This is a genomic window from Gilliamella sp. G0441 (genome assembly GCF_050589305.1).
Lineage (GTDB): Bacteria > Pseudomonadota > Gammaproteobacteria > Enterobacterales > Orbaceae > Gilliamella.
In genome coordinates this window covers 79778-100907 of the sequence record NZ_JBNRJF010000007.1, presented here as the reverse complement: position 1 = coordinate 100907, position 21130 = coordinate 79778, and the positions used below count along the sequence as shown (strand labels likewise).

Sequence of the window (21130 nt, the reverse complement as noted above, 5' to 3'; positions counted from 1 at the left end):
ATAAAATGAAAAAAACAACATTAGCTTTAGCAATCGCAGTAGCAAGCTTAACAGCTACAGCAGCAAATGCAGGATATGAAGACAACTCTTTCTACATTGGTGGTAGAGTGGGTTGGACTGAGATGTATAAATTAGATGCCAAAAAAGTACGTATTAGCGAAGATTTCGGCATTAGCACTACTGATAGAAGCAACGTCGGTGGTGGTGCTTTCTTAGGTTTCCAAGCAAACCCTTATTTAGCTTTTGAATTAGGTTATGACTGGTTAGGTTCAGCTAAATATAAAAGATCTTACAACACTGCAGGTAAAACTTATGATGTAGGTCACAGTAAAGTTTCTGCACAAGGTGTTTCTTTAACTGGTAAATTAAGCTATCCATTATCATTTATCACCGATGACTTAGATGTCTATGCTCGTGCAGGTGGTATGGTTACTATCGCTAAATGGAAAAACGGTGGCCATGTTAAAGAGTCTTTCGGTAAAGGCGGCACAAAAACCGATCTTTCACCAGTTTACGCTCTAGGTCTTGATTACCGTTTTGCGGACGATTTATCTACTCGTTTAGAATACCAATATGTTAACCACATTCATACTAAAACTAATGCATCTCCAGATGCTGGTTTGTTAACTTTAGGTATCACTTATCGTTTAGGTTCTCCAGCTGTACCAGCACCAGTTGAAATCAAAACTCAAGAAAGAGTTTACGATTTAAACGCTGACGTATTATTTGCTTACGCAAAAGCTGACTTAAAAGAAAAAGGTCGTCAAGAGTTAGACAGATTACTACAAGATCTAGTTAAACTTAGCCCAACACAAACTGCAATCGTAGTAATCGGTCATACTGACCGTATCGGTTCAGAAAACTATAACCAAAAACTTTCAGAACAACGTGCTCATTCTGTAATGAGATACTTAGTTTCTAAAGGTGTTCCGTCTGATATCATCAGCGCACGTGGTGTAGGTAAATCTCAACCAGTTACTGGCAGTGAATGTAACAGTAGACGTGGTGCTGACTTAAAAGCATGTTTAGCTCCGGATCGTCGTGTACAAATCGAAGTTAAAGCTCGTAACCTTCAAGAAGTTCAAGTAACGAGAGATACTACACACTAATTTAATCGTTTTGTGTAGTAATAAAAAAACCCGGCATGACCGGGTTTTTTTGTCTACATTAACTTGTTAGTAAATAAATTATATATTAACCTTGATCTACAAATTATCCACAAAAAAGATTATAATTATTGACTCGCTGTTAGTAATAAAAGTTAAAGGAGTTACTTGTGCCTACCGCTATTTGGCAAGAATGTCTTTCTCAATTACAAGAAGAACTTCCTACAACGGAATTCAACTTATGGATTCGTCCGTTGCAAGCGGAACTGGTTGATAATAAACTCTATATTTATGCACCAAACAGATTTGTATTAGATTGGGTTAAAAATAAATACCTCAGCACTATATCTCAGTTACTCAATACCCTGTTTAATGATGATTCCCTAAAGCTATACCTTGAAGTGGGGTCAACATTGTCAATGGAAAAAAAAGCTAAGAGTAATCAACCTAAAACAAATGTAATGCCAGCATGGAAAACAACCAAAGAAAGTAATAATAATCATACCTATCACTCGGGAATTAACCATAAACATACTTTCAACAGTTTTGTTGAAGGTAAATCTAACCAACTCGCCGTTGCTGCTGCCAAGCAAGTTGCTCAAAATCCTGGAAAGGCTTATAACCCACTATTTTTATATGGCTCAACGGGTTTAGGTAAGACCCATTTATTACATGCTGTTGGCAATCAAATTATGGAAGTCAAAAGTAACGCCAAAGTGGTCTACATGCATTCTGAACGATTTGTTCAAGATATGGTAAAGGCACTGCAAAATAATGCGATAGAAGAGTTCAAAATTTACTATCGTTCTGTTGATGCATTACTTATCGATGATATCCAATTCTTTGCCAATAAAGAGCGTTCACAAGAAGAATTCTTTCATACCTTTAATTCATTATTAGAAGGTAACCAACAAATTATTTTAACTTCAGACCGCTATCCAAAAGAAATTGATGGCGTTGAAGATCGCCTAAAATCACGTTTTGGCTGGGGCTTAACGATTGCGATTGAACCACCAGAACTTGAAACACGAGTCGCAATTTTGATGAAAAAAGCCGAAGAAAATAATATAAAATTACCTGAAGAGGTCGCTTTTTTTATTGCTAAACGATTACGTTCTAATGTGCGAGAACTAGAAGGCGCATTAAATCGGGTAATTGCCAATGCAAATTTCACAGGTAAAGCAATCACCATTGATTTTGTCAAAGATGCGCTAAAAGATTTGCTTGCCTTACAAGAAAAATTAATTACTATTGATAATATCCAAAAAACGGTTGCAGAGTATTATAAAATTAAAGTATCGGATCTACTTTCTAAACGTCGCTCCCGTTCTGTTGCAAGACCACGGCAAGTCGCTATGGCATTAGCAAAAGAATTAACAAATAAAAGCCTTCCCGAAATTGGTGATGGCTTTGGTGGAAGAGATCATACGACCGTATTGCATGCATGCAGAAAGATCGCCGAATTAAAAGAAGAAAGCAATGATATTAAAGAGGATTATTCCAATTTAATTCGAACATTATCAACTTAATAAAAGAATCAACATTATGAAATTTATTATTGATCGAGAAAAACTAATTAAACCATTGCAACTTGTTAGTGCACCTTTAAGTAGTCGCCCAACGCTACCGATTTTAGGTAATTTGTTATTACAAGTAAGTGATAATACATTATCCATGACTGGCACCGACCTTGAAATAGAGATGATTGCTCATATCCCGCTAACGGAAGCAAATGAATCGGGTGCAACCACAGTACCTGCCCGAAAGTTTCTTGATATTTGTCGAAATTTACCTAATAGTGCTCAGATTTCGATAACTGTTGATGATAATCGATTGATGATTCAATCTGGTCGAAGTAAATTTTCCTTATCAACACTACCTGCGAGTGATTTTCCTAACTTAGAAAATTGGCAAAGCGATGTCGAACTTTCTGTACCACAAAAAACAATCAAACGTCTTATTGATGCCGTCCAGTTTTCGATGGCTAACCAAGATGTAAGATACTACCTTAATGGTATGTTATTCGAAATCGAAGATGGACTTTTAAAATCTGTTGCAACCGATGGACATCGACTTGCTCTTTGTTCGCAACCTATTGGTCAAAATATTGCAACTTCCTGTTCTGTGATTTTACCAAGAAAAGGCGTTATTGAACTGGCAAAATTGGTGAGTGATAATGACGACATTATCAATATCCAAATTGGTAATAATAACTTACGAGTTAATCTTGGCGATTTTACCTTCACCTCTAAACTGATTGACGGCAGATTCCCAGATTACAAACGAGTATTACCACGTAATCCTGATAAACCATTAGAAGTTTCGTGCGAAGAGTTTAGAAATTCGTTATCACGTGTCGCCATTTTATCCAATGAAAAATTTCGCGGTATCCGGCTTCATGTTCACAATAACCAATTAAAAATTACAGCAAATAACCCAGAACAAGAAGAAGCAGAAGAAGTGGTTGATGTAAAATATTCTTCAGCAGAACTTGAAATTGGCTTTAATGTGACCTATTTATTAGATATATTAAATACGTTGAAGTGCGATAGCGTACAACTACTTTTAACTGATGCCACATCAAGTGTACAAATTGAAGACATTAATGATCAGTCAGCCATTTATGTTGTGATGCCAATGCGCTTATAATCAAATTTAACCTTTCCGGCTTAGGCCGGAATAACTTAGCTTATATGATTCTTTCACAGATCAAAATCCATCATTTTCGTAATATATCTTATACCGAGCTGTGTTTATCCCCCCATTTCAACTTTATTGTTGGCGATAATGGTAGTGGTAAAACTAGCTTACTTGAAGCTATTTATATGCTTGGTCATGGACGAGCATTTAGACATATACAGTCCAATCGTATTATTCAGCATGAACAATCTGAATTAACGTTATTTAGCCAAATTGAATCATCTAATCAACAAACCCGAACCATTGGATTAGTCAAAGCACGTAATAATGATAATAGAATTAAAATTGATGGTGATGAGGGATTTCGATTAACCGATCTTGCTAAACTCTTACCCATTCAATTAATTACACCAGAAGGATTTGATTTACTTATTGGTGGGCCTAAATATCGACGAGCTTTTATTGATTGGGGGTGTTTTCATCATTATCCTGAATTTATCCATTTATGGAACAATTTAAAGCGATTATTTAAGCAACGTAATGCCTTATTAAAACAATCCACGAGTTATAATCAACTGTTACCTTGGGATAAAGAGCTGGCTCCCATTGCTGAAAAAATAAGTCAAATTCGCTCGGAGTATTCACAGCATATTTTTCCCGAAATCATACAAACCTGCCATGACTTTTTGCCTGAATATCTGCTTAATTGTCAATATTATCAAGGGTGGGAACAAAACATTAATTATAGCGACATATTACACAAACAGTATGAACGAGATAGATTACTCAACTATACTTCATTAGGCCCACATAAAGCCGATATCCGTTTGCGTATCGACAATATACCTGTTGAAGATTTCTTATCACGGGGACAATTAAAATTATTGATGTGTGCACTACGTCTTGCGCAAGGTGAATATTATTCAAAACAAAGCGCACAACCTTGTGTCTATTTAATTGATGATTTTGCGTCAGAATTAGATCATCATAAACGAGCGTTATTAGCTAAACGGTTAAAAATGGCGAATTCACAAGTGTTTATCACCGCGGTTAGCCAAGACCAAGTAACCCATATGATTGACGAAAATGATAAGATTTTTCACATAAAATCTGGTATAATTTCCTAAATATACAGAATGATATAAATAAATCAAACAAGTCGAGAGATCCATGTCAAATTCTTATGATTCTTCTAGCATTAAAGTACTTAAAGGACTTGATGCTGTCCGAAAACGTCCAGGTATGTATATTGGTGACACTGATGATGGAACAGGACTTCACCATATGGTTTTTGAAGTTGTTGATAATGCCATTGACGAAGCATTAGCTGGCTATTGTCATCACATTGAAGTGACCATTCATCCTGATAATTCAGTCTCAGTACGAGATGATGGTCGTGGTATTCCAACCGGTATCCATGAAGAAGAAGGAGTTTCAGCAGCTGAAGTCATTATGACGGTATTACATGCTGGCGGAAAATTTGATGATAATTCATATAAAGTATCTGGTGGTTTACATGGTGTGGGGGTTTCCGTCGTTAATGCCCTATCTGATAAATTAGAATTGGTCATTTATCGTGAAGGAAAAATTCACCAACAAGTTTACCATTTAGGTGTCCCTCAAGAGCCGTTAAAAATCATTGGCGAGACTAGTGAGTCGGGTACTTATGTGCGTTTTTGGCCAAGCCCAGAAACCTTTACTAATATTGAATTTGTTTATGAAGTTTTAGCTAAACGCTTACGTGAGCTATCATTCTTAAATTCAGGTGTTTCAATCAGATTGCTTGATGAACGTACCGGTAAAAGCGAACATTACCACTACGAAGGTGGGATACAAGCTTTTGTTGAATACTTGAATAAAAATAAAAACCCGATTCATCCAAAAATCTTTTACTTCAGTACGGAAAAAGACGGTATAGGTGTTGAAATCGCTTTACAGTGGAATGACGGTTACCAAGAAAATATTTATTGTTTCACCAATAATATTCCTCAACGAGACGGCGGTACCCATTTAGCCGGTTTTCGTGGAGCAATGACCCGCACCCTAAACAATTATATGGAAGTGGAAGGATACAGCAAAAAAGCGAAAATTAGTGCGACCGGTGATGATGCTCGTGAAGGACTCATCGCGGTTGTATCGGTCAAAGTACCTGATCCAAAATTCTCATCTCAAACTAAAGATAAGCTAGTTTCGTCAGAAGTAAAATCGGCTGTTGAATCGGTAATGGGTGAAAAATTAGCCGAATATCTGCTTGAAAACCCATCTGATGCAAAAATCGTGGTAGGTAAAATTATTGATGCAGCAAGAGCACGTGAAGCCGCTCGTAAAGCGCGTGAGATGACACGGCGTAAAGGTGCATTAGATTTAGGAGGCTTGCCGGGTAAACTGGCTGATTGCCAAGAAAAAGACCCTGCCCTATCTGAACTTTACTTAGTGGAAGGGGACTCTGCGGGCGGTTCTGCAAAACAGGGACGAAACCGCAAAAACCAAGCCATTTTACCGCTCAAAGGTAAAATCTTGAATGTAGAGAAAGCTCGCTTTGATAAAATGCTTTCTTCACAAGAAGTTGCTACACTGATTACAGCATTGGGTTGTGGAATTGGTCGTGATGAATATAACCCAGATAAAATGCGATATCACAGCATTATTATCATGACCGATGCCGACGTCGACGGTTCACATATTCGAACATTACTATTAACCTTTTTCTATCGTCAAATGCCCGAAATTATCGAACGTGGTTATGTTTATATTGCGCAACCACCACTCTATAAAGTGAAAAAAGGGAAACAAGAACAATACATCAAAGATGATGAAGCGATGACGCAATTCCAAATAGCATTGGCGCTTGAAGATGCTTCATTGCATGTTAACGATCATGCGCCTGCACTGGCTGGCGAAGCCTTAGAAAGATTGATTGCTGAGTATCAAAAAGTTGAAAAGCTCATCGCGAAAATGGAACGCCGTTATCCTAAAGCATTACTGTCTGAGCTGGTTTACCATGATGTATTAGATGAAAATATACTTAAAGATAAGCAATTAGTCGAAAATTGGGCAAAAACCATTGTCGACAATTTATCGAATAAAGAACAACATGGTAGTAGTTACCGTTATTCAGCTGAATATAATGAAAAAACACAACTTTATGTACCTGTCATCAAAGTGAGAACGCATGGAGTAGATAATAACTATGCATTAGATCAGGTATTTATTCACAGTAATGAGTATCGTAACATTTGTCATTTGGGTAAACAGTTAAGAGAACTCTTAGAAGAGAGTGCTTATATCCAAAGAGGAGAACGAAAACAACCGGTTAGTTCTTTTGAAGAAGCCGTTGATTGGTTAATTAAAGAATCACGCCGTGGTCTGACTATCCAACGTTATAAAGGGTTGGGTGAAATGAATCCAGAACAATTATGGGAAACCACAATGGATCCAACCAGTCGTCGTATGTTACAAGTGACAATTAAAGATGCTATAGAAGCGGATCAACTATTTACCACACTAATGGGGGATGAAGTTGAACCACGTCGATTATTTATCGAAGAAAATGCTCTTAAAGCTGCTAACTTGGATTTCTAACTAATTTTATTGGATTAGGTATTAAATGAAATAATTCATGAAGTATCTAAAATAGAATTCGATAATTAAAAAAACCAGACTTCCCGTCTGGTTTTTTATATAAAATTAAGAAAGAAATTGCTCCAATAAAGTTAGATTCTCAATATTCAAAGCCTGATTCTATCCCAACAACACTTCATTCTAAGAAAACTAAATATTCAAAGATTTTTGTAGTTGTTGAAGTTTTTTATTTAATTTATCTAATTCTTCCGTTTTCTCAGTTTCAGATGAAGTGGAATTACTGACTTTCTCTTGTTGCTGTTCTATATCGAGAACTTTTTCCTGTAAATCTGTTCGACCTGTCTGTTTTGCTTTTATTTTTATTTCATTAGTTAAACTAATTAGATCAATTTTAAGTTGTTCCAATTGCTCTTGCTTTTGCATAATAGTATAGGATGAATTATTTTTCTGCTTTTCAATGTTCGCATAAATATCTCTAAATTTCTGATTAACTTTTTTTTCATTATCTAAAATTTTTTGTTTTTCTTCGATGCGAGTGTTATAACTTCCTGAATAATTGCAACCAATTTTTTCAAATATAGTGGCATCCTTTTTCTTCGGATCACACTTATCTGGTGTTGTTGAACAACCCAATACAAAAAGAATTGGGCTGAGTAAAACTAGACATCGTTTTTTCATTATTAACTTACCTGTACTACTGAACGTTGCTTACTTACGATATTTATTTGTTTTTCAAGTGATGAAATTTGTTTATGCAATTGATTTATTTGCTTATTAAGTTTTGCTACATTAAGTCCTGCTATTTTTTCTTTTGAAGAAAGAGAAACCCAGTCGCTTTCAACTTTTTTCATTCTTCCTAATTTTTCATTTAAATAAGCAATATTCGCATCAATTTTATTTAATTCGTTTTTAGCTTGATTTCGACTAATAGATTCATTTTGTATTTGTCGATTAAGCGCATTAAGTGTTGCAAGATTTTTATTTAATACACCTTTAGCTGCTTCAGTCACCGCCTGAATTTCTAAGGTATTTTGTTGAATATCATAAATATAAGCATCAAGGCGTTGTTCTTTATCTATGTACTCTGAACGCTTAGCTTCAAGGTAATGATTAGCCCCCATCATAACGCCACAACCTACAGCAGCAGATGCTATACAAGTAGCAGCATTACCTTTTAATAATAAACAACCCACACCAGTTATACCTGCACCAACAGCACAAGATTGCCATGCTGATTTGCTAAAGAAATTACCCGCATTTCCTTTAGTTAATGCAGGATCAACATCTTTGGTGTTTCCGTTAGTTGATTGGCATCCGGCTAAAACAAGGGACATACTTAGTGTTAGTATCACTATCAATTTATTCATAATTTCATTCCTCTTATTTCATTACAAGTTAACACTATCTTGTTGATTTTAAATTTTTTATTCTTTATATCAATTAAAATACTTTTATTAATTTTTAATATATATTTTTTTGAAAAATACCTTTTGCTATTATCTAGATATTACCATTAAATTATAAAATCTAGATTTATAACTATTATAGTATTTCAATTACGATTGTATATTTATAGATACTCACAAGTTTTAAATAATTACAATAACTCTTGTTTAACATACGGATCAAATCAGATCCTTTTCATAGCTTATCCCAACGCCTGTCCTTCAGTATCTAAACATTACAAATTAGTAATGTAACTAATTCTAACAGAAAATACATCTGTTGTAATTGGTATCTATAGGATAAGTTAAGATTTTTTTTAATCGATTTTTAACATACTGCAAGATAATCCTAACCTAATCGTCATTTTAAAAACATATCATCAGTCAATACTCGTAATGGTTGCATATCACTATCTCCCCGAATGACTAAGGATGGATCAGAACGTAAACAGGTTCCCCCATAATGTCCGCCGACAGTGAAAGTACAGATTTGCAAATAACGATCATCGACTTTCGGTAAACACCACAATTCTTGATAGATGTTTTCTTGTTTAGCAAATTTACCGACAGTTTTCCCCAAAATGGTTTCTTTGCTGCTGACTAATTGAATATCACTCCCACGACGCCCTGCAATCGGCTTAACGGCATACCCCTTTTTCTCTAAACTTGTATTAAGTTCGAATGTAGACTCTAATAAATAACGATGATTAGGAAATAGAGACCACAGCACCGGTAAAATCGCTTTATTGCTTGGAATAACTGTCCATAAAGGTTCAAATACAGTGACTTCGGGACGTAAAAGAACGTCTATCAACCTTACCGCATTTTCTGGATGCCAAGTCCGTATTGGTAATCCGGCTATTTGGGCTTCACTTTCTTGACGAAGTTGTTCTAATACAGTTTCCCATGCCCATGTTTTCCAGACACAGGTTACTTGACGATCTTCATCATCAACTAACCGACCGCGTTTATCCCATTTTAAGCCGCTCAAACCTCGTAAAATTTTGCTCTTAAATCCTGCTTGTGTTAGGGCTTTTTGCATAAATAAAGCATGATAATTTTCTTCATTATCATTATCTTGCATAATATGGATAAAAGCTTGTGCATCGCTATGCTTCCAACAACTCGCTAATGCGTTAAGCAACCCAGCACTAGGGTTTACGCCAACATTTAGCCCAGCTTGTATTGCCCAATTTTGTAGTATCTGTCCAGCTTCAGTATGACACGATGCCGAATCAGCATTATATTCATAAACTTTAAAGCCTCGTTCATCCATGCAAAAATCTAGCCGACCGGTTATCATTTGATAACGTCGTTGTTGCCATGACAGTCGCAAACGAGGCCATAAAATTTCGGGGATATTAAAATTCATCAGCAAGTTATCATCTTTTAGTACTCTATCGGTTGCATGTAAATACATAAGATGTAACTCATTGGTCGCTCGAATAAGTTCTTGCTCGGCACTTTCAGAAATAGTGAAATATCGGTAGTGATCATCATGACTAATTGCATGCCCTGCCGCTTGGATATAAGCATTTTCTAAACTATCTTGCTCATTAAGCCAGTTAATATCAAATTGACCTTGATTTTCAATATGTTGACTATGAATAGCCAGTAAAGGCGCCGGTACGGTTGGTTGTGGTAGACTATATTGTGTATTTTCGGTTTGAATCATCCAACCTAATATGGTGGTATCGTCAAACGTATCATGTAACAAATAACCATCGTCGGTGACCGTCATCCTTAATTCACGAGTCCAATGTTGACCAATTGGTAATCGGGTATGAATAACATTTTGTTCAGCTATCCGAACTTTATCTTCAAAGACTTCGGTAATAATAGCAACATGACCGGTTCTATCGAAAACACCACCATCATCCCAAATAAGTAATGCGCCAGCTTCGGGTTTTTTCTTACCACCATTAGCAAAAGCTTGTAAAGGCAATATCGCTTCATTGATGACTTGTCTTAAGACACGAAGTGAAAAAATTTCATGAGCCATGCCGACATCAGTAAACACAATACCATAATTAAGAAATAAAAAACGCCTTGCAAATTCAACGCATTGCCATTTATATCCCATATATTCATGCCCGGAATAACTTCGAAAAGAGGCATCATCAGGGTATTGAGTTGGGTCTAATGTTTCATAATCAGAAGAGTAAATGGCAACGCCACCTGGGGCATAACCTAACAATGTACCAAAAGGTTCTCTATCATCGGAGTGTGCTAACATATTTTTCAACCTTTTTTATAATTTATAGGATAATGCTAACTAAGCTGTGATAAAATTAATCTATCATAGATCAATTTGAATACTTTAAGAAGCGAAGTTTATGCTTGATCACTTGAAGAACATCAAAGCGCCTATATATGACTGTTATTCCTGGTAGTAATACCCCAAACATACCGATTACGTGAGAAACATAAAATTATGCAACAGAAAACAAATTTAAAAGAATTATTAGATTTTCCTTGTTCTTTTACTTATAAAGTCATGGGAGAAGCTAAACCAGAACTGGTTGATAAAGTCGTTTCCGTTATCCAACGTCACGCACCGGGTGATTACAGTCCGTCAATCAAACCTAGCAGTAAAGGGAATTATCATTCTGTGTCGATTACTATCAATGCAACACACATTGATCAGATTGAAAATTTATATAAAGAATTAGGTGAAATAGATATTGTAAGAATGGTTTTATAACACTTTACTTTTTCATCAATTTTTGTACAAAATAGAGCCTTGTTATTCCGACGAGGCTCAATCATGAAACCAGAAACCATTGCACTTCACACAGGTTATACCCCTGAACCCACTACTCATGCTGTTGCTGTTCCCATTTATCAAACAACCTCTTATGCTTTTGATGATACACAACATGGCGCAGATTTATTTGATTTAAAAGTCGCTGGCAATATTTATACCCGTATAACTAACCCAACTAACGCCGTACTCGAAGCTCGAGTCGCTGCGCTTGAAGGTGGTATTGGTGCTTTAGCTGTTGCATCGGGCATGGCGGCTATCACTTATGCTATTCAAGCAATTACCTTTTCTGGCGAAAATATTGTTTCTGTTTCGCAATTATATGGCGGAACTTATAATTTATTTGCCCATACCTTACCTAATTTTGGTATTACAACCAAGTTTGCTCCTCATAACGATTTAGTGGCTATAGAACAGCAAATTGATGAAAAAACCAAGGCCATATATTGCGAAAGTATTGGCAATCCTGCAGGTAATATTGTTGATTTAAGCCAACTTGCCGACATCGCACATCGACATGGTATTCCGTTAATTGTCGACAATACCGTTGCCAGTCCTGCACTTTGCCGACCATTTGAATTTGGTGCCGATATTGTCGTGCATTCATTAACTAAATATATTGGTGGACATGGTAATAGTCTTGGAGGAATCATCGTTGATTCAGGACGGTTTCCATGGAAAAAATATGCGGATAGATATCCAATGCTTAATCAACCAGATCCATCTTATCATGGTGTCTCTTATACGGATACCTTTGGTAATGCGGCTTACATTGCACGTTGTCGAGTAATCCCTTTACGCAATATGGGCGCTGCACTATCGCCATTTAATACTTTTTTGATACTACAAGGGCTTGAAACTCTTTCTTTGCGCATGGAACGCCACTGTCAAAATACACTCAACGTTGCAAAATATCTAGTCTCACACCCACAAGTTGAATGGGTTAACTATGCTGGTCTTAGCAATCATCCTGAACATGATTTAGCGGTAAAACAGATGGATAATCATTTACCTGCTGGCATTTTATCGTTTGGTATTAAAGGTGGAAAACCTGCGGGCGCTAAATTTATTGATGCACTAAAATTAATTATTCGTCTGGTCAATATAGGCGATACACGCTCATTAGCTTGTCACCCTGCATCAACTACGCATAGACAACTTAATAATGAAGAACTGAAAAAGGCAGGAGTAAGTCAAGAAATGATTCGTTTGTCTATTGGGATAGAACATATTGATGATATTATTTCTGATTTAGCACAGGCATTAAAAGCGACACTATAATCAAAATTAAAAAGCCAGATAACAAATGTATAACTGGCTTTTTTAGCGATCGATTAATTAATCTAAGATTTTAACAAGTTCGTTTGTCACATCAGATACAGATTGGGTACCATCAATGCGGTAGTATTTTGCACGACCTTCTTTCGCTTCATGTTGATAGTAATCAATTAAAGGTTTAGTTAATTGATGATATTCAACAAGGCGTTTACGGACAATCTCTTCATGATCATCTTTGCGAGTTGTTAAAGGTTCACCCGTAATATCGTCAACATTTTCTACTTTAGGTGGATTATGACGGACATGATAAACTCGACCTGATGGCGCATGAATTCGGCGTCCACTCATTCGATCAATAATAACAGAATCAGGCACATCAAATTCAAGTATATAGTCAACATTAATATCTGCTGATTTCATAGCATCAGCTTGGGGTACAGTTCGAGGGAATCCATCTAATAAAAACCCATTTGCACAATCATCTTGTGCAATACGTTCTTTCACTAATGCAATCACGAGTTCATCAGTAACAAGTTTACCGGCATCCATTAATTCTTTAGCCTGTTGACCAAGTGGCGTACCTGCTTTCACTGCTGCACGTAACATATCGCCGGTTGAAATTTGAGGAATACCATATTTTTTCATAATGAATTGTGCTTGAGTTCCTTTTCCCGCACCTGGTGCACCTAATAAAATAATACGCATGAAATAACCTCTTATGGTTTTTATATAGATAGATTTTCTATTCTGGTAAATATTGAAATATCACTTTACTGCTGGAGATTAATCCATCAGTTTGACAAATATAATTTATGGCACCACAGCCTTTGATCATTTGAGCAGGTTGATGACAAGTAGGGCAAATATAGTGTTCGATAAAATGTTGTTTACAGTGAGCACAAACGTAATGCTGGACAGACATAACATCCATTTTATGATGACATTTAGGGCACAAGCCTTCTTGACTTTGCCCTGCTATATTTTTTTTTGACATAAACTATTTACGACCTCTAACGTGTTTCATCAATCGACGTCGTTTACGTTGTTGTGATGCCGTTAAACTATTTTTTCGACCTTCAAAAGGATTCGCCCCTTCTTTAAATTGGATTCGAATCGGCGTTCCCATAATTTTTAATGAGCGTCTAAAATAGTTCATTAAATATCGTTTATAAGAATCGGGAAGATCTTCAACTTGATTTCCGTGAACAACCACAATAGGTGGATTGTAGCCTCCGGCATGGGCATATTTGAGTTTTACTCGACGTCCACGAACGAGAGGTGGTTGGTGATCGTCTTGTGCCATTTGCATAATTTTGGTTAATAATGCAGTATTTACCCGACGGGTTGCACATTCATAAGCTTCTTGGATTGAATCAAATAAATTACCCACACCACTACCATGTAAAGCCGAAATAAAATGCAAACGAGCAAAATCAATAAAATCAAGTCGGTCATCTAGTGTTGTTTTAACTTGCTCTTTGATGTCTTGTGATAACCCATCCCACTTATTGACGGCAATAACAAGTGAACGCCCACTATTGATAATAAAGCCGAGTAATGATAAATCCTGATCTGAGATACCTTCTCTGGCATCAATCACCAATATGACAACATTTGCATCTTCAATCGCTTGTAATGTTTTAATCACTGAAAACTTTTCGACGGTTTGCGTTACCTTACCACGTTTACGCACCCCTGCTGTATCAATTAAAACATATTCTCGTTCGTCACGAGTCATTGGGATATAGATACTATCTCGAGTTGTACCTGGCATATCATAGACTACAACCCGTTCTTCACCTAAAATTCGGTTGGTTAGTGTTGACTTACCTACATTCGGACGCCCGACAATAGCCACTTTAATCGGTTGATTAATCAGTGATTCAACATCATCTTCGTCAACATCGTCATAAGATTCTGATAAATCTGGTGGCAATTGGTCTTCATTAAAGTCATCTTCATCGTGATCTTTAAATTGAAAAATAGGTTCCAACGCCGTTTCAATCAAAGAACTGACACCACGCCCATGACTTGCCGCTATGGGGTGGATATCGCCTAAACCTAATGAGTAAAAATCTGAGATAGCAGTATCAGCATCAATACCATCAATCTTATTGGCAACTAAAAAAGTGGCCTTTTGACGAGAACGCAAGTGTTTAGCTATCGCATGATCTGCCGGCATGGCACCCGCTCTTGCATCGACTAAAAACAAAACAATATCGGCTTCTTCGATAGCTTGTAAGGATTGGTCAGCCATAAAGCTTTCAACCCCTTCTTCAGTGCCATCAATCCCACCCGTATCAATTACAATATATTCATGGCCCTTGATTTCAGCTCGTCCATACTTACGATCACGGGTTAATCCAGGAAAATCTGCGACTAACGCATCTCGTGTTCTTGTTAACCGATTAAATAAAGTTGATTTTCCAACATTTGGTCGACCAACTAGTGCTACAACAGGTACCATGTTTATTCTCTAATTACTCTCGTTTATTGTGAAAGCGTAAATATCCCCATTTTTAGCCTGAACGATTAATTTTTCGTCCACAACTAATGGTCTTGATATCATTCCACTACTACTAACATTTATTTTACTTACAAGCTCACCCGTTTCAGCATTTAGCCAATACAAGTAACCTTCAAAATCACCAAATACAACATAATTTTCATAAATAACAGGATCGGTCAATTGACGATGAGATAAGCTCGATTGCGTCCAAAGCACTCCACCCTCATTTTTAGATAAAGCTTGGACATTATCGTCTTGATCAACAACAAATATTCGGCTTTCATCAACCGCTAAGCTATGACTTGAACCTAATTTTCTGCGCCAAATTATTTGACCATCACTCAAATCCAGTGCGACAACATAACCATTGTAACCTACAGAATAAACTACGTTTCCTTCAACAATAGGCGTTGAATCAACATCATTTAATTTGTCTATTTCTGTAGATCCTGTAGGTTGTGAGATACGTTGTTGCCAAATTAATTGACCATCGTTGACAAAATAAGCATTTACTAATCCAGTATCATCACCAAAGATAGCAGCACCATGCGCAATAACAGGTGTTGAATTCCCCCTTAACGATAAAGCGGGAACTTCAAGTGCCACTTCCCAAATTTCATCACCAGTATCTCGATTAAACCCTTGCAAAATGCCATTGCCAGTATGAACAACTAACTTGTCTTCAGTTGATACAGGACGAGCGAGTACTTCTCCTTTTACTACTTTTTCCCATTTTAACTCTCCATTATCACGTTCTAAAGCGTAAACAATAGCCCGCTCACTTCCAACATAAACATATCTATCATCTGCGTTTATACTGCCTGAAAAAATAGCACTTTTGTTATTAAAGAGCGAACTTTCAGATAAATCCACATCCCATAGCGTGGTACCAGTTGATAAATCAATGGCTTTTACTTCTCCACTACGACCCGCTGCATAAATAGCATTATCATAATTGATAGGACCTAATAACGAATAAATACGAGTATTGCCTGAAGTACTATTGCGCCATATTTGTTTAACCGGAAATTTATTCTTTACAGTAGGTGATGGTGAAACCTGTATGACATCTTCTTCACCACCAAATAAAGAACACCCAGCAAGAGAAAACATGAAAACACTAGTAAAAAGACATTTAGATAACTTCATTGTGTAGACCCTTCTGCAGGATTAATTAATTTTTATTTTCTTCCGCCTCAGCTTTTTTTAGCTGGGTTCCTTGTTCTGCCTCATGATCAGCAGATTTTTTTTCTGTTTCAGTACTTTGCTTAGCTTTTAAATATTCAGCTTGATTTAACTTCATTTTAATATTTTCTTTCGATCCTACCATTGAAGGTGAACTTAAAGCAACATTATAAGCATCAACAGCTTCAGCATAACGTTCAAGTTTGACATATACATCTCCTCGAACATCATTAACATACGGAATCCAAGCATTTCCTGTGACTTTATCTAAGGATTCAAAACTTTCTTTATATTGACCTTGCTGATACTGTAAACGTGCAATCCGAATATGAATAATAGATTGTAAAGGCTCAGATTTTGTTTTAGTCAATGCATCAGTTAATAGAGATTGTGCGCCTGCATAATCCTTTAACACGTCTACATAAAACTTAGCGGATTGTAAATCAGCAAAAACACCATAAATATTATTATTTTGTTTAGCAAAATCGACTAATTCTTTGACTGAATCTGATTTACTCTCATCCAATTGAGTTAATAGTTGACTATAACGAGTTGATGTTTCATCCGATTTTTTAACTTGATTTGATTGATAGTAACTCCAACCATAATAAGCTAATAATCCAATGACAATTATGGCAACAATAATTTTCCACGTTTTCGCAAGAAACTCTTTTAAAGCCCACATTTGTTCTTCACTTGACGATTGATAACTCACGCTTATCTCCTATTTCCTTTAGATTTATATCATTGCCAAACAAGTTTGAACAATATCGCTTTGCGCAACTTCAGTTTGTTCACCTGTTTGTAAGTTTTTGATAGTTACCGTTTGGTTTGCTAACTCATTTTCACCAATAATAACTGCTATTTTAGCACCTAATTTATCTGCTTTGGCAAATTGTTTCTTAAAATTAGTCGTTCCATAATTAGTCACAATTCGTTTATCAGGTAAACCATCACGTAATAATTCAGCAACACATTGGGCAGCTGAAATCGTGTTTTCATCTCCTGAAGAAATCATATAAATATCAATCGAACTATCTCGATTTAATGAAGGATTAACAGCTTGAACAAGTAATACTAATCGTTCAAGTCCCATAGCAAAACCAACAGCTGGCGTTGATTGACCACCTAACTGGCTCACTAATCCATCATAGCGCCCCCCACCGCAAACAGTACCTTGAGCACCTAAGCTACTTGTTACCCATTCAAATACTGTACGATTGTAATAGTCTAATCCTCTTACTAATCTTTGATTAATATTGTATTTTATTCCTGCTTTATCCAGTAAACGACACAGGCCTTCAAAATGTTCTTTTGATTCTGTATCTAAATAATCAAATAGTTTTGGTGCTTGATTAAGTAATTCTTGTACCACTGGATTTTTCGAATCAAGCACACGTAATGGATTAGTATACATTCTACGTAAGCAGTCTTCATCTAATTTATCTTTATGTTGTTCAAGAAAATCAACGAGTGCTTGACGATAGTTCGCTCTGGCTTCAAGTGAGCCAATTGAATTTAATTCTAACGAAGTGTGATCCTGTATACCCAGTGCTTTCCAGAATCTTGCGGTTAATAAAATCAATTCAGCATCAATATTAGGTCCTTCAAGCCCAAAGACTTCAACACCAAATTGATGAAATTGACGATAGCGACCTTTTTGCGGTTTTTCGTAACGAAATGCAGGCCCTAAATACCAAAGACGTTGTTCTTGGTTATAAAAAAGCCCATGTTCAATGCCCGCACGCACACAACCCGCAGTAATTTCGGGACGTAAAGTGATACTTTCATCATTACGATCATTAAAAGTATACATCTCTTTTTCGACAATATCCGTCACTTCACCGACGGCTCTTTTAAATAGCGCAGTGTCTTCAACAATGGGTGTTCTTATCTCATTATAGCCATAGCTATTTAATACACCTTTAACGATTTTTTCAATTTGTTGCCAACTCGCACTATCTGTTGGGAGTAAGTCATTCATTCCCCGAATAGATTGGATTTTTTTCTCTGTCATTTATGTATTCGCTATCTAATAAAATTATAGTTCAGTTGCTGCAATTCTGTTTTTTAGTATTGATGCTTTAGCTCGAATTTTCGCTTCCAGCTCATCGATCATCTGTTCGTTATCTATACGACCAATACGCACACCATCTTCATAAAAGCCACTTTTATTATGACCGCCAGCAACACCCATTGTTGAAGCTAAAGCTTCACCTGGCCCATTAACAACACAACCAATAATCGATACATCCATTGGTGTAATGATATCTTCTAAACGTTGTTCTAACGTATTGACTGTATTAATGACATCAAACTCTTGTCTTGAACAGGTCGGACAAGCAATAAAGTTAATACCACGAGATCGAATTCTCAGCGATTTTAATATATCAAAACCAACTTTAACTTCTTCTGTAGGATCAGCGGCTAAAGAGACACGCAATGTATCGCCAATACCTTCCGATAATAACAAACCTAAACCTATTGCCGACTTAATTGCACCACTGCGAACGCCACCAGCTTCAGTGATCCCCAAATGTAGGGGTTGTTTTATCTGTTTAGCTAAGAGTCGATAGGCATCCACCGCTGTAAATACATCTGACGCTTTCACACTCACTTTGAATTGGTCGAAATTAAACCTATCCAAAATGTCAACATGACGCAACGCCGATTCAACAATTGCCCGTGGCGTCGGTTCGCCATATTTTTCTTGAATATCTTTTTCAAGAGAACCTGAATTAACCCCAATTCTTATTGGAATATTTTTATCTTTAGCACAATCAACAACCGCTCGAATTCTTGATTCATTACCGATATTACCGGGATTAATTCTTAAACAATCCACACCATATTCCGCCACTTTTAAAGCAATACGATAATCAAAGTGAATATCAGCAATAAGTGGAACTTTCGCTTGTTGTTTAATCAATTTAAACGCTTCTGCCGCATCCATTGTTGGAATCGACACACGTACAATATCGACACCAACACGCTCAAGCGCTTGAATCTGAGCAACAGTTTTGTCAACATCCGTCGTACGAGTATTCGTCATGGATTGAACAGCAATAGGCGCACCACCACCAATAGGCACACTGCCGACATAAATTCGGGTAGATTCTCGTCTGATAATCGGTGAATCCTGATGACTCATAACACGCCTAATGATATAACAAAATAACTAGCTAGTGATCTTAACAAGATTTGCATCAAATGTCTGTATTAGAGTGATAAAATTTGCTAACTCTTAACACGGTCAGAATCTGCTAATGATGGAGAAATATAATGACTTACTTCAACATAATTATTTTTATTTTGCTTGTTGATATAGTATACGGTTGCCCCTATCACACAACTAAGAATTAATAAAAAAATTAATAAAAGCTTTTTGCCACTTTTTTTTCGTTTATATCTCGGTATACGGTTTGCTTTTTGTGCTGACTCATAATGCTTAGAAAGTTTGTCAAGATGGGCTTTATATTCTTCAACAGGCAAGCCAACAATTTCTGCATAGGCTCTAATATAACCTTTAATAAAAACAAGAGGAGCATGAACTGGTAAGTCGTTTTCAATTTCATCGACTACCGCTGTACGCACATGAATTCTACTAGCAATATCATCTTGAGTAAGTCCCATATTACTGCGTAAGCTGGAAAGCATTCCACCCAATGAAATATTGTCTTCCATTGTCCCCTCATTTTTATTTTGTAAAAGTTTTAAATTAAATTATTCCCATTTTTACACATTTATAAAATTAATCAATTTTTTTCGCATGAAACCATTGTGAAGGCTTTGCTATTTCATCTTGAGCGGCAACTAATTGAAGCTCATATTCATTGAGTTTCAAGGTTTCAAGCATAACAGCATAAACCGCAGAAGTGGTATGTTCTAACGCCTCAACCAGCGATTTACCAAGCAAAATATTCGCTAAAAACAATCCACTCGTCATATCGCCTACACCAACAGGCTGTCTCACGCCAAAGTCAACTAAAGGGCGCTCAATGTGCCATGCTTCATGTTCTGTAACGAGTAACATTTCAAAACGATCTTTACGATACCCCGCACGACTTAAATGTTTAACTAAAATCGCTTTAGGCCCTTTTTTACAAAGTGCTTTACATGCAAATACCGCTTCTTCAACGTTATTAATTGGCTGTTTTCCATTTAACTCTTCTAGCTCCAAAATATTAGGCGCCATCATATCCGCTATCGGTAATGCAGTATTACACAAAAATTCAGATACGCCTGGTGCAACAAAACAACCTTTTTCAGGATGCCCCATAACAGGATCACAAAGATAAATTGCATTGGGATTTACAGCTTTTACTTTTTTTACTATTTCGGTTATTGCACTACCTTGTTCAGGGGATCCCATATAACCACTTAATACTGCGTCACATCGTTTAAGTTCACCGATGGCATTAATGCCATCGGCGATATCAGTTAAATGCGATGCTGGCATTACCGTGCCTGTCCATTGACGATATTGCGTATGATTTGAAAATTGCACAGTATTTAAAGGCCATACATTTACTCCCACACGACGCATAGGGAATACAGCAGCACTATTACCTGCATGACCAAATACAACATGTGACTGAATAGATAGTATATTTTTCATAAA

The 21130-nt window shown here is 36.5% G+C and carries 19 protein-coding genes; 7 read left to right on the top strand and 12 right to left on the bottom strand.

The window, feature by feature from the left end:
* The first annotated feature begins 5 nt into the window (after positions 1–5).
* The 5 genes from ompA (at position 6) to gyrB (ending at position 7328) form a co-directional block, all read left to right on the top strand.
* A complete protein-coding gene (gene ompA / locus ACKJXD_RS07780) occupies positions 6–1109 on the top strand; it encodes a porin OmpA (RefSeq protein WP_294826100.1) in 1104 nt (367 codons plus the stop codon).
* A gap of 167 nt (positions 1110–1276) precedes the next feature.
* The gene (gene dnaA / locus ACKJXD_RS07775; RefSeq protein WP_294826102.1) at positions 1277–2635 is read left to right on the top strand and encodes a chromosomal replication initiator protein DnaA; all 1359 of its coding nucleotides are present in this window, start codon (positions 1277–1279) and stop codon (positions 2633–2635) included.
* Between the two features lie 16 nt (positions 2636–2651).
* Positions 2652–3755 carry a DNA polymerase III subunit beta gene (gene dnaN / locus ACKJXD_RS07770; protein ID WP_220216398.1) on the top strand — a complete coding sequence of 368 codons (1104 nt, stop codon included), beginning with the start codon at positions 2652–2654 and terminating at the stop codon, positions 3753–3755.
* 44 nt (positions 3756–3799) lie between these two features.
* The gene (recF, locus tag ACKJXD_RS07765) at positions 3800–4873 is read left to right on the top strand and encodes a DNA replication/repair protein RecF (RefSeq protein ID WP_220216397.1); all 1074 of its coding nucleotides are present in this window, start codon (positions 3800–3802) and stop codon (positions 4871–4873) included.
* A 43-nt stretch (positions 4874–4916) separates the two neighbouring features.
* Positions 4917–7328 (top strand): DNA topoisomerase (ATP-hydrolyzing) subunit B, encoded by a 2412-nt coding sequence (gene gyrB / locus ACKJXD_RS07760; protein ID WP_430875992.1) that lies wholly within the window; start codon positions 4917–4919, stop codon positions 7326–7328.
* Positions 7329–7517: 189 nt separating this feature from the next.
* Here gyrB and ACKJXD_RS07755 read toward each other — a convergent pair whose 3' ends face one another.
* The 3 genes from ACKJXD_RS07755 to gss all read right to left on the bottom strand — a co-directional run bounded on the left by ACKJXD_RS07755 (position 7518) and on the right by gss (position 11009).
* A complete protein-coding gene (locus ACKJXD_RS07755; RefSeq protein ID WP_430875991.1) occupies positions 7518–8006 on the bottom strand; it encodes a hypothetical protein in 489 nt (162 codons plus the stop codon).
* A 2-nt stretch (positions 8007–8008) separates the two neighbouring features.
* Positions 8009–8695, bottom strand: a complete 687-nt coding sequence (locus ACKJXD_RS07750; protein WP_430875990.1) for a hypothetical protein — start codon at positions 8693–8695, stop codon at positions 8009–8011.
* A 439-nt stretch (positions 8696–9134) separates the two neighbouring features.
* Positions 9135–11009: a bifunctional glutathionylspermidine amidase/synthase gene (gene gss, locus ACKJXD_RS07745; protein ID WP_267350385.1), complete on the bottom strand. Its 1875-nt coding sequence runs from the start codon at positions 11007–11009 to the stop codon at positions 9135–9137.
* Between the two features lie 198 nt (positions 11010–11207).
* Between gss and ybeD the strand changes: the two genes are divergently transcribed.
* Together ybeD and ACKJXD_RS07735 are read left to right on the top strand one after the other, a co-directional pair.
* A complete protein-coding gene (gene ybeD / locus ACKJXD_RS07740) occupies positions 11208–11477 on the top strand; it encodes a DUF493 family protein YbeD (RefSeq protein WP_065558632.1) in 270 nt (89 codons plus the stop codon).
* A 63-nt stretch (positions 11478–11540) separates the two neighbouring features.
* Positions 11541–12818: a bifunctional O-acetylhomoserine aminocarboxypropyltransferase/cysteine synthase gene (locus ACKJXD_RS07735; protein WP_430875989.1), complete on the top strand. Its 1278-nt coding sequence runs from the start codon at positions 11541–11543 to the stop codon at positions 12816–12818.
* A 57-nt stretch (positions 12819–12875) separates the two neighbouring features.
* Here ACKJXD_RS07735 and adk read toward each other — a convergent pair whose 3' ends face one another.
* The 9 genes from adk to pdxY form a co-directional block, all read right to left on the bottom strand.
* Positions 12876–13520, bottom strand: coding sequence for an adenylate kinase (gene adk / locus ACKJXD_RS07730; protein WP_430875988.1), 645 nt, complete (start codon positions 13518–13520; stop codon positions 12876–12878).
* Positions 13521–13557: 37 nt separating this feature from the next.
* Positions 13558–13809 carry a zinc-ribbon domain-containing protein gene (locus ACKJXD_RS07725; RefSeq protein ID WP_430875987.1) on the bottom strand — a complete coding sequence of 84 codons (252 nt, stop codon included), beginning with the start codon at positions 13807–13809 and terminating at the stop codon, positions 13558–13560.
* 3 nt (positions 13810–13812) lie between these two features.
* A complete protein-coding gene (gene der, locus ACKJXD_RS07720) occupies positions 13813–15282 on the bottom strand; it encodes a ribosome biogenesis GTPase Der (RefSeq protein ID WP_430875986.1) in 1470 nt (489 codons plus the stop codon).
* Positions 15283–15291: 9 nt separating this feature from the next.
* Positions 15292–16473: an outer membrane protein assembly factor BamB gene (bamB, locus tag ACKJXD_RS07715; RefSeq protein ID WP_220216388.1), complete on the bottom strand. Its 1182-nt coding sequence runs from the start codon at positions 16471–16473 to the stop codon at positions 15292–15294.
* 25 nt (positions 16474–16498) lie between these two features.
* The gene (locus tag ACKJXD_RS07710) at positions 16499–17224 is read right to left on the bottom strand and encodes a YfgM family protein (RefSeq protein ID WP_294826119.1); all 726 of its coding nucleotides are present in this window, start codon (positions 17222–17224) and stop codon (positions 16499–16501) included.
* A 24-nt stretch (positions 17225–17248) separates the two neighbouring features.
* Positions 17249–18526, bottom strand: a complete 1278-nt coding sequence (gene hisS, locus ACKJXD_RS07705; RefSeq protein WP_430875985.1) for a histidine--tRNA ligase — start codon at positions 18524–18526, stop codon at positions 17249–17251.
* A 24-nt stretch (positions 18527–18550) separates the two neighbouring features.
* A complete protein-coding gene (ispG, locus tag ACKJXD_RS07700) occupies positions 18551–19660 on the bottom strand; it encodes a flavodoxin-dependent (E)-4-hydroxy-3-methylbut-2-enyl-diphosphate synthase (RefSeq protein WP_294826123.1) in 1110 nt (369 codons plus the stop codon).
* A gap of 86 nt (positions 19661–19746) precedes the next feature.
* Complete coding sequence (locus tag ACKJXD_RS07695) at positions 19747–20193, bottom strand: helix-turn-helix domain-containing protein (protein ID WP_220216384.1); 447 nt, start codon at positions 20191–20193, stop codon at positions 19747–19749.
* A gap of 67 nt (positions 20194–20260) precedes the next feature.
* Positions 20261–21127 (bottom strand): pyridoxal kinase PdxY, encoded by an 867-nt coding sequence (gene pdxY, locus ACKJXD_RS07690; protein ID WP_294826126.1) that lies wholly within the window; start codon positions 21125–21127, stop codon positions 20261–20263.
* Positions 21128–21130: the final 3 nt, after the last annotated feature.

Excerpts from the sequence above, each read along its gene's own strand:
- ompA (WP_294826100.1), top strand. The coding sequence starts at position 6 with ATGAAAAAAACAACATTAGCTTTAGCAATCGCAGTAGCAAGCTTAACA.
- dnaN (WP_220216398.1), top strand. The coding sequence starts at position 2,652 with ATGAAATTTATTATTGATCGAGAAAAACTAATTAAACCATTGCAACTT.
- recF (WP_220216397.1), top strand. The coding sequence starts at position 3,800 with ATGATTCTTTCACAGATCAAAATCCATCATTTTCGTAATATATCTTAT.
- gyrB (WP_430875992.1), top strand. The coding sequence starts at position 4,917 with ATGTCAAATTCTTATGATTCTTCTAGCATTAAAGTACTTAAAGGACTT.
- ACKJXD_RS07755 (WP_430875991.1), bottom strand. The coding sequence starts at position 8,006 with ATGAAAAAACGATGTCTAGTTTTACTCAGCCCAATTCTTTTTGTATTG.
- ACKJXD_RS07750 (WP_430875990.1), bottom strand. The coding sequence starts at position 8,695 with ATGAATAAATTGATAGTGATACTAACACTAAGTATGTCCCTTGTTTTA.
- gss (WP_267350385.1), bottom strand. The coding sequence starts at position 11,009 with ATGTTAGCACACTCCGATGATAGAGAACCTTTTGGTACATTGTTAGGT.
- ybeD (WP_065558632.1), top strand. The coding sequence starts at position 11,208 with ATGCAACAGAAAACAAATTTAAAAGAATTATTAGATTTTCCTTGTTCT.
- ACKJXD_RS07735 (WP_430875989.1), top strand. The coding sequence starts at position 11,541 with ATGAAACCAGAAACCATTGCACTTCACACAGGTTATACCCCTGAACCC.
- adk (WP_430875988.1), bottom strand. The coding sequence starts at position 13,520 with ATGCGTATTATTTTATTAGGTGCACCAGGTGCGGGAAAAGGAACTCAA.
- ACKJXD_RS07725 (WP_430875987.1), bottom strand. The coding sequence starts at position 13,809 with ATGTCAAAAAAAAATATAGCAGGGCAAAGTCAAGAAGGCTTGTGCCCT.
- der (WP_430875986.1), bottom strand. The coding sequence starts at position 15,282 with ATGGTACCTGTTGTAGCACTAGTTGGTCGACCAAATGTTGGAAAATCA.
- bamB (WP_220216388.1), bottom strand. The coding sequence starts at position 16,473 with ATGAAGTTATCTAAATGTCTTTTTACTAGTGTTTTCATGTTTTCTCTT.
- hisS (WP_430875985.1), bottom strand. The coding sequence starts at position 18,526 with ATGACAGAGAAAAAAATCCAATCTATTCGGGGAATGAATGACTTACTC.
- ispG (WP_294826123.1), bottom strand. The coding sequence starts at position 19,660 with ATGAGTCATCAGGATTCACCGATTATCAGACGAGAATCTACCCGAATT.
- ACKJXD_RS07695 (WP_220216384.1), bottom strand. The coding sequence starts at position 20,193 with ATGGAAGACAATATTTCATTGGGTGGAATGCTTTCCAGCTTACGCAGT.
- pdxY (WP_294826126.1), bottom strand. The coding sequence starts at position 21,127 with ATGAAAAATATACTATCTATTCAGTCACATGTTGTATTTGGTCATGCA.